This is a genomic window from Streptomyces sp. CY-1, from assembly GCF_047218265.1.
Classification (GTDB): domain Bacteria; phylum Actinomycetota; class Actinomycetes; order Streptomycetales; family Streptomycetaceae; genus Streptomyces; species Streptomyces niphimycinicus.
The window spans coordinates 7,020,001-7,033,913 of record NZ_CP178393.1; the positions used below are offsets into that span (position 1 = coordinate 7,020,001).

Sequence of the window (13,913 nt, forward strand, 5' to 3'; positions counted from 1 at the left end):
ATTTTCTCCTTGAGCTGGTGGTGGCCGCAGAGACCAGCGAGAAGCGACTGTTTACTAAAAACACAGGTCCGTGCGAAGCCGTAAGGCGATGTATACGGACTGACGCCTGCCCGGTGCTGGAACGTTAAGGGGACCGGTTAGTCACATTTCGGTGTGGCGAAGCTGAGAACTTAAGCGCCAGTAAACGGCGGTGGTAACTATAACCATCCTAAGGTAGCGAAATTCCTTGTCGGGTAAGTTCCGACCTGCACGAATGGCGTAACGACTTCTCGACTGTCTCAACCATAGGCCCGGTGAAATTGCACTACGAGTAAAGATGCTCGTTTCGCGCAGCAGGACGGAAAGACCCCGGGACCTTTACTATAGCTTGATATTGGTGTTCGGTTCGGCTTGTGTAGGATAGGTGGGAGACTGTGAAGCATTAACGCCAGTTAGTGTGGAGTCATTGTTGAAATACCACTCTGGTCGTGCTGGATGTCTAACCTGGGTCCGTGATCCGGATCAGGGACAGTGTCTGGTGGGTAGTTTAACTGGGGCGGTTGCCTCCTAAAGGGTAACGGAGGCGCCCAAAGGTTCCCTCAGCCTGGTTGGCAATCAGGTGTTGAGTGTAAGTGCACAAGGGAGCTTGACTGTGAGACCGACGGGTCGAGCAGGGACGAAAGTCGGGACTAGTGATCCGGCGGTGGCTTGTGGAAGCGCCGTCGCTCAACGGATAAAAGGTACCCCGGGGATAACAGGCTGATCTTCCCCAAGAGTCCATATCGACGGGATGGTTTGGCACCTCGATGTCGGCTCGTCGCATCCTGGGGCTGGAGTCGGTCCCAAGGGTTGGGCTGTTCGCCCATTAAAGCGGTACGCGAGCTGGGTTTAGAACGTCGTGAGACAGTTCGGTCCCTATCCGCTGTGCGCGTAGGAGTCTTGAGAAGGGCTGTCCCTAGTACGAGAGGACCGGGACGGACGAACCTCTGGTGTGCCAGTTGTTCTGCCAAGGGCATGGCTGGTTGGCTACGTTCGGGAGGGATAACCGCTGAAAGCATCTAAGCGGGAAGCCTGCTTCGAGATGAGGACTCCCACCCACTTGATGGGTTAAGGCTCCCAGTAGACGACTGGGTTGATAGGCCAGATATGGAAGCCGGGTAACTGGTGGAGTTGACTGGTACTAATAGGCCGAGGGCTTGTCCTCAGGTGCTCGCGTCCACTGTGTTGGTTCTGAAGCAACGAACCGTATTTGAACCCCCCTCTTGGGGTGTGGTTCCGGTTCAGGTTTCATAGTGTTTCGGTGGTCATAGCGTTAGGGAAACGCCCGGTTACATTTCGAACCCGGAAGCTAAGCCTTTCAGCGCCGATGGTACTGCAGGGGGGACCCTGTGGGAGAGTAGGACACCGCCGAACAATTTTTAGCCTCGGTCCCGAGCATTTAGTGCTCGGGACCGAGGCTTTTTTGCGTTCCCGTTTGAGCGGATGTTCCACCGGATCGAGTGAAAAGCCCTCAGTGTCCTGGCGTGGCGCGGTTGCCGGCACGCAGAGTGTCAGTGAGGCCGCAGTCCGACGGGGGAGGTGAGGGCCTGTGAGAGTGATGACCTGTGCGGTGAAGGGGCGTCGGGTGACGCCCCGTTCGTGCCCGTCTGTGAAGCCGTCAGTTCCCGGACGTCGAGGCGACGGTCGGCTGGCCCTTGCCATGGCCTTCCATGGGGTCGCCCGGCATTCCCGCTGCGCGGGCGAGCTCGAGGTCGAGCGCCTCGCGCCGGATGCGCTGGTCCATGTAGAGAAGGGCCGTCACACCGGCGCTGATCGGGAAGGTGATGGTCGAGCTGATCACGCCGCCGACGCCGACCACGACCAGGAAGGTCCAGCTCACGGCGACGGATTCACCGGACAGCCAGTCCATGGCGTTGTCCCCGCCGATCACCATGGCGATCAGGCTGGTGGGGATCTCGACGATGGCGCCGACGATGAAGACCAGGACGACGGCCAGCAGTTGGATGCCGAAGACGCGCCCCCACGCACCGCGCACCAGCTTGAAGGAGCGTCGCAGGGCCTTGATGATCCCCTGCTTCTCCAGCATCAGCGCGGCAGGGGCGAGGCTGAAACGGACCCAGAGCCAGGCGGCGACGCCGGCCGCGGCGAAACCGCCGAGAGAGGCGAGTGCGGCGCCCTCGCTGCGTACACCCGCGAAGGCCAGCAGCAGACCCGGCGTCATACCGGCGGCGATGACGGCCACGGCGATGGCGGGGATCAGAAGGAGCAGCCCGCACAGTTGAAGGAGGTGCGGGCGGGCACCGTCCCATGCCTCCTTGGCGGATACGGACCGGCCCAGCACCGCCCGTGCGGTGACCACGGTCAGCAGAGCGGTGGTGACGATCGTTCCGAGGACGCCGAGCAGCAGGGTGACTCCGCTGTCCCCGAGCGAGTCGCCGACGGCGCGCATCGCCTGGCTGACGGTGGCGTCCGGATCGTCGAGGACATTGCGCTCGTTGCCGCGGGCGTCGTTGAACCAGAGTCCTGTGGCGGCCGTGATCAGACCCTGGGTGACGATCGAGACAATCAGCGAGATGCCGAGGACCGTGCGCCAGTGGGTGCGCATGATGGCCACCGCGCCGTTCAGGATCTCGCCTACGGCCAGCGGTCGCAGCGGAATGACACCGGGGCGGGGAGCAGCCGGCTGCCGCGGGCCGGTGCCCCATCCGCCGCTCGGCGTGGATGCGGGCGGCACCGGCGGTGGCGTGGGGCCTTGTCCCGATGCGGTCCAGCGGCCGGGCGGCGGCTGGCGCCGGGCCCACTGGCGGCCCCAGGTGGGCTGCTCCGGGGCGGGCTGGTCGGCGGGCTCGTTCTGCTGCTGAGCGCCGTGGTCCGGTTCGTCGGAAGGGGACGATCCGGGCGGGGCCCAGCCCGGAGTGTCATTCATCGTCGCTCCGTAGGTTGTTCGTTGACCGGCCGCGGCGTCCGCGGCGGGCGTATGCCAGCCATCGTGCCACGGGGCATTGCGCCTCGTGCCGGTCACTGGGGGCGGTCCGGCACTTCAATAGTCGGTGGCGCACAGGGCAGACTGGGCGGATGGCTGATCAGCATCCGGTGTCCCCGGAAGGCCCCATACCTCCCACCGCCTTGGCGCTGCGCTGGGAGGAGCCCCCGGAAGGGCCCGTACTGGTACTTCTCGACCAGACCCGGCTGCCCGCCGAAGAGGTCGAGCTGGTGTGCACCGATGTGCCGGCGCTGGTGGAGGCGATCCGCTCTCTCGCCGTGCGCGGCGCCCCGCTGCTCGGCCTCGCCGGGGCATACGGGATCGCGCTCGCCGCGGCCCGGGGTTTCGATGTGGACGAGGCCGCCGAATCGCTCGCCCATGCCCGTCCCACGGCCGTCAACCTGGCCTACGGTGTCCGCCGGGCAGTCGCCGCGTATCACGGCGCGATCCGGGACGACGCGGACGACGCCCAGGCCGCCGCGGCCGCGCTCGCCGAGGCCCGGGCCCTGCATCGGGAGGATGCCGAGGCCAGCGACCGCATGGCGGCCCATGGTCAAGCGCTCCTCGATGAGCTGCTGCCTGCCGGTGGTCATCGGATCCTCACTCACTGCAACACCGGCGCCCTGGTCTCCGGGGGTGAGGGGACCGCCCTCGCCGTGGTCAAGGCGGTGCACCGGGCGGGGCAGTTGCGGCGGCTCTGGGTGGACGAGACCCGGCCCCTGCTCCAGGGGGCGCGGTTGACCGCGTACGAGGCGGCGCGTGCCGGTATGGCGTACACGCTGCTCGCGGACAACGCGGCGGGCTCGCTGTTCGCGGCGGGTGAGGTGGACGCGGTGCTGATCGGGGCGGACCGGATCGCCGCGGACGGCTCGGTGGCCAACAAGGTGGGCAGCTATCCGCTCGCGGTGCTGGCCCGCTACCACCATGTGCCGTTTGTGGTGGTCGCCCCGAGTACCACGGTGGACCCGGCCACTCCCGACGGGAACTCGATCGAGGTCGAGCAGCGTCCTGGACATGAGGTGACAGACATCACAATTCCTTACGCCCCCATCGCCGGGCATGAGGCGGGCACCGGAGTGCCGGTCGCTCCGCTGGGGACACAGGCCCATAATCCGGCTTTCGACGTCACACCACCGGAGTTGGTGACGGCGATCGTGACCGAGGACGGTGTGATCTCTCCGGTCACGGCGGACGGCATCGCCGAGCTGTGGGCCAGGTCACGATCGGGTAATGGGATGATGTCGATATGAAGGGACGCGTCCTTGTCGTCGACGACGACACCGCACTGGCAGAGATGCTCGGCATCGTGCTGCGCGGCGAAGGCTTTGAACCGTCGTTTGTGTCGGACGGCGACAAGGCTCTTGCCGCCTTCCGCGAGACCAAGCCCGATCTGGTGCTGCTCGATCTGATGCTGCCCGGCCGGGACGGCATCGAGGTCTGCCGGCTGATCCGGGCCGAATCAGGTGTGCCGATCGTCATGCTCACGGCCAAGAGCGACACGGTCGATGTGGTGGTCGGGCTCGAGTCCGGGGCGGATGACTACATCGTCAAGCCGTTCAAGCCGAAGGAGCTGGTGGCCCGGATACGGGCCCGGCTGAGGCGTTCGGAGGAGCCGGCGCCGGAGCAGTTGGCCATCGGCGATCTGGTGATCGACGTGGCGGGGCATTCGGTGAAGCGGGACGGCCAGTCGATTGCGCTGACTCCGCTGGAGTTCGATCTTCTGGTGGCGTTGGCACGTAAGCCGTGGCAGGTGTTCACCCGTGAGGTGCTGCTGGAGCAGGTCTGGGGCTATCGGCATGCCGCCGACACCCGGCTGGTGAATGTGCATGTGCAGCGGCTGCGGTCGAAGGTCGAGAAGGACCCGGAGCGGCCGGAGATCGTGGTGACCGTGCGCGGTGTCGGCTACAAGGCCGGGCCAAGCTGAGATGACGGGTGGTACGGCGCCGCAGCCCGGCGAACCGGGCGGCGGGGCTCCGGAGGGTGCCCGGATGGGGCGGCCCGACCCGGCGGGTGAGATACCGCTGCTGCGCAGGTTGTGGAGCGGTGGGCATCTGCTGCCCGACGGGGCGTCCGGAGGGCCGGCCCATCCGGTGATCCGGCTGTTCGGGCGGTGGGTGCGCCGTCCGCTGCTGCCCGCTGCCCGGCTGTGGCGGCGGAACATTCAGTTGCGGGTGGTCGCCACCACGCTGCTGATGTCGCTCGGTGTGGTGCTGCTGCTGGGCTTGGTGGTCATCGGGCAGGTGCGCAACGGGCTGCTGGACGCCAAGCGCCATGCGGCGCAGGGGCAGGCCGTCGGCGGGTTCGAGGTGGCCGAGCAGATGGCCGACCGTAAGAGCGATTCCCGTGGCCAGGACGGGCCGGGGGCCGGTGCCGAGGACTCCGGCGCCTGGCTGAACGCGCTGGTGGAGCAGCTCTCCAGCGGTGGCAAGGGCGCGTATTCGGTGGTGGCGCTCAGCTCCGACTCCGGTGAGACGCCCTATGTGGCCAGCCGGGGGCCGCGGGCCTCCGGCGATGTCCAGCCGGACAGTGTGCCCGCCGATCTGCGCCGGAGGGTGGACGAGGGCCGGACGGCGCCGTATGAGCGCTACGGAAAGATCGTGCACGCGGGGTCCGGAGACGCCGAGCCCGCGCTGATCATCGGCAAGCGGCTGGACGACAACAACGGCGACGCCTACCAGCTCTACTACCTCTTCCCGTTCAGCCAGGAGGAGAAGTCGCTGAGCCTGGTCAAGGGCACCCTGGCCACGGCCGGGGTGTTCGTGGTGGTGCTGCTCGGGGCCATCGCCTGGGTGGTGGTCCGGCAGGTCGTGACGCCCGTAAGGATGGCGGCGGGGATCTCCGAGCGGCTGGCGGCCGGTCTGCTCCAGGAGCGGATGAAGGTCACCGGGGAGGACGACATCGCCCGTCTGGGGGAGTCGTTCAACAAGATGGCGCAGAACCTCCAGCTCAAGATCCAGCAGTTGGAGGAGCTCTCCCGGATGCAGCGCCGCTTCGTCTCCGATGTCTCCCATGAGCTGCGCACTCCGCTGACGACCGTAAGGATGGCGGCGGACGTCATTCACGAGGCGCGTGAGGACTTCGACCCGATCACCGCGCGCTCCGCCGAGCTGCTGTGGGGCCAGGTCGACCGCTTCGAGTCGCTGCTCAGCGATCTGCTGGAGATCAGCCGGTTCGACGCGGGCGCGGCCGCCCTGGAGGCCGAGCCGATCGATCTGCGCGATGTGGTGAACCGGGTGGTGGACGGGGCCGAGCCGCTCGCCGAGGCCAAGGGCACCCGGATCCTGGTGCGGGGCGCCGAGGCGCCGGTCATCGCGGAGGCGGACACTCGCCGTGTCGAGCGGGTGCTGCGCAATCTGGTGGTCAACGCCGTGGAGCACGGTGAGGGCCGCGATGTGGTCGTGCGGCTCGCGACGGCGGGTGGTGCGGTGGCCGTCGCGGTGCGGGACTACGGCGTCGGGCTCAAGCCCGGCGAGGCGACGCGGGTGTTCAACCGCTTCTGGCGGGCCGATCCGGCCCGTGCGCGCACCACCGGCGGCACCGGTCTCGGCCTGTCGATCGCGGTGGAGGACGCGCGGCTGCACGGTGGCTGGTTGCAGGCGTGGGGTGAGCCCGGCGGGGGTTCGCAGTTCCGGCTGACGCTGCCGCGTACCGCGGGCGATGTGCTGCGCGGCTCGCCGATCCCGCTGGAGCCCGAGGATTCCCGGCGCAACCGCCGTACGGATGACACCGGGGCCCCGCAGCCCCCGGCGGAGCGGCTGGCGGCGGTGCCCGCGCAGCCGCGGTCCGCGCTGCCCGCCGAGGCCGCGGCGCCGTCGGCCGATCCCACGGCCCTGCCGGGCAATGGGTCGCGGGTGGTGCGTGGCGCCCCGGAGACGCCGTCCGACGGGCCGCGGGGCGGCCGGGCGCCGGCCGCCCGGCCGACGACATCGAACGAAGGGGAGGGCCGCCCTCGTGGGCGATGACCATGCCGACCGTCGCCGCTTCCGCCGCCGTGGGCGCCGCCCGGACGGCCGGGCCCTGAGCACGCCGGCGCTGCTGGCCTGTGGTGCCCTGCTGCTGTCCGGCTGTGCCTCGATGCCCGACAGCGGCGATGTGCGGCGGGTGGACTCCTCACCGCGCTCCGACGTCGATTCACAGGTCCGGGTGTACGGGGTGAGTCCGGGCAAGGGCGAGCAGCCCGCGGAGCTGGTCTCCGGCTTCCTGGAGGCCACGACGAGCGACGAGGAGAACTTCGGCACCGCGAAGGAGTATCTGACCAAGAGCGCGGTCAAGCGGTGGCAGCCGTTCGCGGCCACCACCGTGCTGGAGCAGGCTCCGGATGTGCGGGTGGAGACGGACCCGGGCGACCGGGACGGCAGCGGTAAGACGGTGGTGCTGTCGGGCAAGCGGATCGCCGTCGTGGACGAAACGCACGCCTACAAGCCCGACGCGCAGCCGTACGAGGAGCGCATCCATCTCACGCTGAGCGGTTCGGAGTGGCGGATCGACGGGCCGCCGCGGGGGCTGATCCTCGGCGAGTCCGACTTCCAGCGCATCTACCGCTCGGTCAACAAGTACTACTTCGCCGATCTGGGTCCGGACGCCGAGGAGTCGACGGCCGGGGACAACGTGCTGGTGGCCGATCCGGTCTATGTGCGGCGCCGTATCGATCCGGTGACCGCGACCGTCAAGGCGCTGCTGGGCGGTCCGACCGAGTGGCTGGAGCCGGTGGTCAGCAGCTCCTTCCCGCGTGGTTCGGCGCTGGGCCGCCGGGACGAGCGGCTGTCGCTGGACGATTCGAACACGCTGAAGGTCCGGCTGAGCGACCGGGCGGCGCAGGTCAGCGCGGCGCGCTGTGTCCGGATGGCGGCGCAGACGCTGTTCACGGTCCAGGATCTGGGCGAGGGGTCGTCCGAGGTCAGCGGGGTGCGGCTGGAGCGGCAGAACGGTTCGGAGCTGTGCGCCCTCTCCAGTGACGCGGCGCGTGTCTACGCCCCGGACGGGGTCGAGGGCCATCCGCGCCACCAGTACTTCGTGGACTCCGATCATCGGATGGTCCGGCTGTCCGACGACGAGGACCGGCCACAGCCGGTTCCGGGGCCGTTCGGCTCCGAGGACGCGGGCCTGGGCACGGTGGCGGTCTCCCGCGACGAGCGGGACGTGGCGGGGGTCACCGCCGACGGTCAGGCGCTCTACGTCACCCAGATGGCCCCAGGCGCCGAGCGCGGCACGGTGCGGCTGCGCAGCCAGGGCGGCAGCGTGGAGCACGGTCTGACGGCGCCGAGCTGGGACGGCCTGGGCGGTCTGTGGGTGGCCGACCGCAATCCGCAGCGGCCGAGGCTGCTGCGGCTGCGGGGCGGCACCGGAGCGGCGGACGAGGTGGCGCTGCCGCAGTTGGACGGCGGCCGGATCACGGCGCTGCGGGTCTCGGCGGACGGCTCCAGGATCGCGATGCTGGTCAAGCGGTCCGGCCACACCACGCTGCGGCTCGGCCGGATCGAGCGGCGAGGGACCGAGGCGGCCCCGAAGCTGTCGGTGGGGGCGCTGCGGGCGGTCGCGCCGAAGCTCGAGGACGTGGACACCTTCTCCTGGGCGGGCGACAGCCGGCTGGTGGTCGCGGGCCGGGAGTCGGACGGGGTGCAGCAGCTCCAGTACGTGGAGACGGACGGCTCCCCGGCGAACATCCCGGAGGTGCCGGGGCCGAACGGTGTGCAGTCGATCGGCGCCTCGGAGGACCAGACCCGGCCGCTGATCGCCGAGACCAGGGAGAACGGCATTGTGCGGCTGCTGCCGAACACCGACTGGAAGACCGTGGACCAGGACGGTTCGGCTCCGGTCTACCCCGGTTAGGCGGGGCCGTAGCGGCGGCCTCTAGGCCAGGGCACCGGTCGGGGGTGGCTGGTTGTCCACATGTGCGCGGTTGTCCACAGGGGGTGGCGCTGGGGCTCGGCCGCCGGGACAGTGGTGTTCATGCGGGGCTGGTGGCAGGAGATCGCCGATCTGGCGCTGCCGGCCGACTGTGCCGGATGCGGTCGGCCGGGTGGCGCGTTGTGTGAGCGTTGTCGTGGGGCGCTGCGCGGGTCCGGGGCGCGCCGGGTGGAGCCGAGCCCGGTGCCGCCGGGGCTGCCGGTGGTCCATGCGGCGGTGGATTACGTGGACGAGGCGCGGGCGGTGCTGCTCGCGCACAAGGAGCGCGGAGCGCTCCGGCTGGCGCGGCCGCTGGGCGAGGCGCTGGCGGGGGCGGTGCGGGCGGCCTGTCCCGGCCCGGGGCCCGGCTCAGGGCCTGGCCCGGAGTCCGGCTCAGGGCCCGGTGCGGGGTCCCGAAGGCGGGCGGGCGCGGGATTGGACCGGGTATCCGGGGCGAGACCGGGTACTGGATCGGGAGCGGGTGCCGGGGCGAGACCCGGGTGCGGATCCGGGGCGAGACCCGGCGGGAGTCCGCTGCTGCTGGTGCCGGTGCCATCGGCCCGGCGTGCGGTGGGCGCCCGGGGGCATGACCCGGCCCGGCGGATCGCGCTCGCCGCGGCGGGCGTGCTGCGCGGTGGCGGGCGCCCGGCGCGGGTCCCGGCGGTGCTGCGCCAGCGGCGCCGGGTGAGCGACCAGTCAGGGCTGGACGCACGGCAGCGGCGGGCGAATGTGACGGGGGCGCTGGGGGCGGTCCCCGGCAGCGGCCGGCTGCTGGCGGCAGGCCCGGTCGTCCTGGTGGACGATCTGATGACGACGGGGGCCTCGCTCGCGGAGGCGGCGCGGGCGGTGACGGCGGCCGGTGGGCTGGTCATCGGCGCGGCCGTGGTGGCCGCACCCCTGACGCGTATCAACCGGAACTGAATACGAAGCCGCATCGTTGCAGGTGGTAACCGCGGCAAAGCACCTGATCGGAGGTACGTGCCGGTAGGGGGTGCCGACTTCCGACCGGTCGAGCTATGTTCGGTTGTGAGGAAAGGCGAGTGCTATGACTCGCTCATCCGCTTGGCGTGTTTTGCCTGCATTCTGGTGAGGCTTGGAACAAACGGGATTGAGATCCTCTCCGTGGGAAGGAGGAGCTGAAAGCGCCAAGCCGATGGCTCCGGAGGACGCCGGAGCCAAGTGCACAAGGGATGACGCTCCGATACTGACTGGAGCTACCCGGGAACGGAGTTCTGCGTGGACATCGTCGTCAAGGGCCGTAAAACTGAGGTGCCCGAGCGGTTCCGGAAGCACGTGGCCGAGAAGCTGAAGCTGGATAAGATCCAGAAGCTCGACGGCAAGGTGATCAGCCTCGACGTCGAGGTGTCCAAGGAGCACAACCCGCGGCAGTCCGACCGCGCCGACCGAGTGGAGATCACGCTCCGCTCGCGCGGCCCGGTGATCCGGGCGGAGGCCGCCGCGGCCGATCCGTACGCGGCGCTGGACCTGGCGGCCAGCAAGCTGGAAGCACGGATGCGCAAGCAGCACGACAAGCGTCATACGCGCCGTGGAAACGGTCGCATTCCGGCCAGCGACGTGGCTGTCACCGTGCCCAACGCGGCCCGTATCAACGGGCATGGGGACATCGCCCCCCAGCGCACCGCGGAGGCCGTCCCCACCACCCGGATGGGCCCCCTGGAAGTCCAGGGTGAGGGCCCCCTGGTGGTCCGGGAGAAGACCCACGCCGCGGCTCCGATGAGCCTCGACCAGGCTCTCTACGAGATGGAGCTGGTCGGGCACGACTTCTATTTGTTCGTCGACTCCGACACCAACCAGCCCAGCGTCGTCTACCGGCGGCATGGTTATGACTACGGGGTGATTCATCTTCAGCCGGAAGCGTTCGTCGGAGAGGCACCCGGCGGCGCCGGTGGCGCACTCGGCGGCTGACCGAGAAATTCAGCCGAATCCAGCCTGACAAGTAAGCGGTGCCCCGGAGCGCGTGTGCGCCCCCCGGGGCACCGTCGTGCGACGAAGGTAGGAACATTCCGCCGTCCGGGCATGAAATCATGGCCGGGCGGCCAACCGGTGTAGCGAATGCACTGGTTGACGCCAGACCGAGTGCACCCAGGGTGCGGACCGCAAGGGCCATGGCCTTCAGGGGGAGGAACGATGGCGGACAGCTTCGGGCCCGTGTCCGACGCCGGTGAAGACCATGGCGTCGGTCCGGACGGGGGCGAGCCGCGCGGCGAACCGCGCAAGGAGCCGATTCGGGTCCTCGTCGTGGACGACCACGCGCTCTTCCGGCGTGGATTGGAGATCGTCCTGGCTCAGGAGGAGGACATCCAGGTCGTCGGCGAGGCGGGGGACGGGGCCGAGGCCGTGGACAAGGCGGCGGATCTGCTGCCGGACATCGTCCTGATGGATGTGCGGATGCCCAAGCGCGGCGGGATCGAGGCATGCACCGCCATCAAGGAGGTGGCACCCAGCGCCAAGATCATCATGCTGACGATCAGCGATGAGGAAGCCGATCTCTACGACGCGATCAAGGCGGGTGCCACGGGCTATCTGCTGAAGGAGATCTCGACCGACGAGGTCTCGACCGCCATCCGGGCGGTGGCGGACGGTCAGTCGCAGATCAGCCCGTCGATGGCGGCCAAGCTGCTGACCGAGTTCAAGTCGATGATCCAGCGCACCGATGAGCGGCGGCTGGTGCCCGCGCCCCGGCTCACCGACCGGGAGCTGGAGGTGCTCAAGCTGGTGGCGACCGGAATGAACAACCGGGATATCGCCAAGGAGCTGTTCATCAGCGAGAACACCGTGAAGAACCACGTTCGCAACATTCTGGAGAAATTGCAGCTTCACTCCAGGATGGAGGCCGTGGTCTATGCGATGCGGGAGAAGATCCTCGAGATCAGGTGAGGGATGAGCCGGAGCCCCGGGTGAGCCGGAGCCCCGGGTGAGCCGGAAGCCCGGCTGAGCCAGGGCCCCGGGTGAGCCGGAGCCCCGGCCGAGCCGGAAGCCCGGATGAGCTGGGACCCCGGCCGGGCGTCCGCCGGGGGCGCGGTTCAGGCGACGGCCGCCGCGAGTGGTGCGGCGAGCTCCGGGCGGTCGACGCGCTCGATCCGTACGGAGTCACAGCCCACCCATTCGGCCGCCTCCCGCAGCGCCTGTGCCATGGGGTCCACGGCCTTCGGCGACTCCAGGGACACCTGCCGGGCGACCAGGGTCTTCCCCTCCCGGGCCGGATCGACCCGGCCCAGCAGCCGCCCGCCCGACAGCAGCGGCATGGCGAAGTAGCCGTAGATCCGCTTGGGCCTGGGCACATACGCCTCCAGCCGATGGGTGAAGCCGAAGATCCGCTCGGTGCGCGCCCGGTCCCATATCAGCGAGTCGAAGGGCGACAGCAGCGTGGTGCGGTGCCGGCCGCGCGGGGCGGCGGCCAGCGCCTCGGGGTCGGCCCAGGCCGGTTTGTCCCAGCCCTCGACCGCCACCGGCACCAGCCCCGAGTCCGCGATCACCGCGGCCACCTGCTCGCCCTTGAGCCGGTGGTAGTCGGCGATATCCGCCCGGGTGCCCACGCCCAGGGACTGCCCGGCCAGCCGGACCAGCCGGCGCAGACACTCCCGGTCGTCCAGGTCGTCATGGAGCAGGGCATCCGGCACGGCGCGCTCCGCCAGGTCGTACACCCGCTTCCAGCCGCGCCGCTCGACGCACACCACCTCGCCGAACATCAGCGCCCGCTCGACCGCGATCTTCGCCGCCGACCAGTCCCACCACGGCCCGCCGTTCTTGGCCCCGCCCAGCTCCGTCGCGGTCAGCGGGCCCTCCGCGCGCAGTTGCTTGACCACCGTCTCGTACACCCCGTCGGGCAGTTCGTGGTGCCAGTGCGGACGCAGGCGGTAGGCGCGGCGCCGGAAGGCGAAGTGCGGCCACTCCTCGATCGGCAGCACACAGGCCGCATGCGACCAGTACTCGAAGGCGTGGGTGTCGCTCCAATAGGCCGACTCGACGGTCTTACGGCCGACCGCGCCCAGCCGTGCGTACGGAATCAGCTCATGCGAGCGGGCCAGCACCGAGATCGTGTCGAGCTGCACCGCGCCCAGATGGCGCAGCACGCCCCGCACCCCGCCACGCCGGTCGGGGGCGCCCAGCAGCCCCTGGGCGTGCAGCGCGATCCGGCGCGCCTCGTCGGCGGAGAGGGTGGCCTCGGGCGTGCGGTCCATGGCGGACCCGGTGGCGGCGTTCGTCATGCGCGCCACCGTAGTAGCACCCACTGACAACGCTGTCCGGGCCGCCGAGCCCCGCCCGCTACCGAGGGCCGACGGCCCCGCACGGCCTCTCTCAGACCGCTGACGGCGCCGTGGACGCCCGGCCGGACCCCTCGGAAGCCCGAGGCGCGTTGGACGCCTCCGACGCCTTGGCGGGCAGATACGGCGTCGTCGACGGCAGCCCCCAGTCGGAGGGCAGCAGCGCGCCCCGCCAGGCGTCCCGCCGGGTCCCCTGGTGGACGATCCGGGCGCGGTCCGTCCCCTCCATCCGGAAGCCCACCCCGAGGGCGACCGCCCGCGAGCCCTCGTTCCCGGCCTCGCTGCTCCACTCCAGGCGCTCCACCCCGAGCCGGGTGAACGCCCACTCGATCACGGCCCGCGCCGCCTCGTCCGTATAGCCGCGCCGCCGGTGCTCCCGGACCGTCCAGTAGCCCAGCTCGGCCTGGTGCCTGAGGGTGCGCAGATGGGTCAGCCGCACCAGGCCCATGGCGCCGACGAGGGTGTCGTCACTCTTGGTGACCACCGCGAAGTCGTAGGTCACGTCGTCGCGCCAGTTCTCCGGGCAGATGCGGCCGGTGAAGTCCTCCGCGTGGGCACGTTCGTACGGGGAGGGCACGGTGGTCCATCGCTGGATGTCCGGGTCCTGACAAGCTGCGAAGACCGCGTCCGTGTCGATGGGCCGGAAGGGGCGCAGGACCAGACGCTCGGTGGTGAGGGTGACAGGCTCCATGCGTCCCGAGTCTGCGCCGCCGTCGTCACTCACCGCGAGCGGTTTCCCCGAATTCGAGGGCACCTGGGGGAGCTCTCGGGCGTTGACA

At 69.7% G+C, this 13,913-nt stretch carries 10 protein-coding genes and 2 rRNA genes (1 of these 12 running past the window's edge); 9 read left to right on the top strand and 3 right to left on the bottom strand.

All coding sequences use genetic code 11. The features are described 5' to 3' along the window. Both ACK1X7_RS30220 and rrf read left to right on the top strand, forming a co-directional pair. Window positions 1-1,183 (top strand): 23S ribosomal RNA (locus tag ACK1X7_RS30220); it begins 1,939 nt to the left of the window's first position. Between the two features lie 92 nt (window positions 1,184-1,275). Beyond that, window positions 1,276-1,392 (top strand): 5S ribosomal RNA (rrf, locus tag ACK1X7_RS30225). Between the two features lie 244 nt (window positions 1,393-1,636). Here rrf and ACK1X7_RS30230 read toward each other — a convergent pair. Continuing rightward, window positions 1,637-2,905 carry a hypothetical protein gene (locus ACK1X7_RS30230; protein WP_385153308.1) on the bottom strand — a complete coding sequence of 423 codons (1,269 nt, stop codon included), beginning with the start codon at window positions 2,903-2,905 and terminating at the stop codon, window positions 1,637-1,639. Between the two features lie 149 nt (window positions 2,906-3,054). Between ACK1X7_RS30230 and mtnA the strand changes: the two genes are divergently transcribed. The 7 genes from mtnA to ACK1X7_RS30265 all read left to right on the top strand — a co-directional run bounded on the left by mtnA (window position 3,055) and on the right by ACK1X7_RS30265 (window position 11,746). Beyond that, a complete protein-coding gene (mtnA, locus tag ACK1X7_RS30235) occupies window positions 3,055-4,212 on the top strand; it encodes an S-methyl-5-thioribose-1-phosphate isomerase (protein WP_385153311.1) in 1,158 nt (385 codons plus the stop codon). Further along, on the top strand, window positions 4,209-4,886 hold the full coding sequence (mtrA, locus tag ACK1X7_RS30240; RefSeq protein ID WP_014061181.1) for a two-component system response regulator MtrA: 678 nt from the start codon (window positions 4,209-4,211) through the stop codon (window positions 4,884-4,886). Before mtnA ends, mtrA begins: the two co-directional genes overlap by 4 nt. Before the next feature lie 64 nt (window positions 4,887-4,950). After that, a complete protein-coding gene (gene mtrB, locus ACK1X7_RS30245; protein WP_385153315.1) occupies window positions 4,951-6,924 on the top strand; it encodes an MtrAB system histidine kinase MtrB in 1,974 nt (657 codons plus the stop codon). Next, a complete protein-coding gene (locus ACK1X7_RS30250; protein WP_413115878.1) occupies window positions 6,914-8,791 on the top strand; it encodes an LpqB family beta-propeller domain-containing protein in 1,878 nt (625 codons plus the stop codon). The genes mtrB and ACK1X7_RS30250 overlap by 11 nt, the downstream gene beginning before the upstream one ends. 120 nt (window positions 8,792-8,911) lie before the next feature. Next, the gene (locus tag ACK1X7_RS30255; RefSeq protein WP_385153321.1) at window positions 8,912-9,769 is read left to right on the top strand and encodes a ComF family protein; all 858 of its coding nucleotides are present in this window, start codon (window positions 8,912-8,914) and stop codon (window positions 9,767-9,769) included. A gap of 315 nt (window positions 9,770-10,084) precedes the next feature. Further along, on the top strand, window positions 10,085-10,774 hold the full coding sequence (gene hpf, locus ACK1X7_RS30260) for a ribosome hibernation-promoting factor, HPF/YfiA family (protein WP_385153323.1): 690 nt from the start codon (window positions 10,085-10,087) through the stop codon (window positions 10,772-10,774). 222 nt (window positions 10,775-10,996) lie between these two features. Then, window positions 10,997-11,746, top strand: coding sequence for a response regulator (locus ACK1X7_RS30265; RefSeq protein ID WP_014061176.1), 750 nt, complete (start codon window positions 10,997-10,999; stop codon window positions 11,744-11,746). Between the two features lie 146 nt (window positions 11,747-11,892). On the opposite strand, the gene ACK1X7_RS30270 is transcribed toward ACK1X7_RS30265, so the two are convergent. Continuing rightward, entirely contained in the window at window positions 11,893-13,077 is a 1,185-nt protein-coding gene (locus tag ACK1X7_RS30270) for a winged helix-turn-helix domain-containing protein (protein ID WP_385153326.1), read from the bottom strand. Between the two features lie 91 nt (window positions 13,078-13,168). Further along, window positions 13,169-13,825: a GNAT family N-acetyltransferase gene (locus ACK1X7_RS30275; protein WP_413115879.1), complete on the bottom strand. Its 657-nt coding sequence runs from the start codon at window positions 13,823-13,825 to the stop codon at window positions 13,169-13,171. Window positions 13,826-13,913 lie beyond the last annotated feature (88 nt).

Bases quoted from the DNA above. Each gene is read 5' to 3' on its own strand.
- mtrA (WP_014061181.1), top strand. From the start codon at position 4,209: ATGAAGGGACGCGTCCTTGTCGTCGACGACGACACCGCACTGGCAGAG.
- mtnA (WP_385153311.1), top strand. From the start codon at position 3,055: ATGGCTGATCAGCATCCGGTGTCCCCGGAAGGCCCCATACCTCCCACC.
- ACK1X7_RS30270 (WP_385153326.1), bottom strand. From the start codon at position 13,077: ATGACGAACGCCGCCACCGGGTCCGCCATGGACCGCACGCCCGAGGCC.
- mtrB (WP_385153315.1), top strand. From the start codon at position 4,951: ATGGGGCGGCCCGACCCGGCGGGTGAGATACCGCTGCTGCGCAGGTTG.
- ACK1X7_RS30275 (WP_413115879.1), bottom strand. From the start codon at position 13,825: ATGGAGCCTGTCACCCTCACCACCGAGCGTCTGGTCCTGCGCCCCTTC.
- ACK1X7_RS30230 (WP_385153308.1), bottom strand. From the start codon at position 2,905: ATGAATGACACTCCGGGCTGGGCCCCGCCCGGATCGTCCCCTTCCGAC.
- ACK1X7_RS30265 (WP_014061176.1), top strand. From the start codon at position 10,997: ATGGCGGACAGCTTCGGGCCCGTGTCCGACGCCGGTGAAGACCATGGC.
- ACK1X7_RS30255 (WP_385153321.1), top strand. From the start codon at position 8,912: ATGCGGGGCTGGTGGCAGGAGATCGCCGATCTGGCGCTGCCGGCCGAC.